The organism is Rhodococcus sp. AC861 (assembly GCF_979256035.1).
On the sequence record NZ_CEEDMW010000028.1, the window covers coordinates 1 to 290 of the forward strand.

Genomic DNA, 290 nt, shown 5'->3' on the forward strand with positions numbered 1-290 from the left:
TGGCGGCAACCGGGCACCGTCCTGTTCGTCGACGGTGGTCACACGGACGAGGCGGCCGCGGCCGATTCCGAGGGCTGGGCCCCCTGGATCACCGTCGGGGGCGCCCTGTTGATCCACGACGTGTTCCCGGATCCGGCCGACGGGGGTCAGGCGCCGTACCGCATCTACCGGCGGGCACTCGACACCGGCCAGTTCACCGAGGTGCGAGCTGCGGGGTCCCTGCGAGTGCTGACGCGTACCTCCGGTCAGCCGGGACCGCTCGCCGAATAGGACTCCCCCGCGCAACCGCA

Annotated in this window: 1 protein-coding gene; it reads left to right on the forward strand. The window is 72.1% G+C overall.

Annotated features, from left to right (window positions below; translation table 11 throughout):
* Positions 1 to 270: class I SAM-dependent methyltransferase (locus AC0IX4_RS22995; protein WP_471831396.1), on the forward strand; the 270-nt coding region annotated here is incomplete at its 5' end.
* Between the last annotated feature and the right edge of the window lie 20 nt (positions 271 to 290).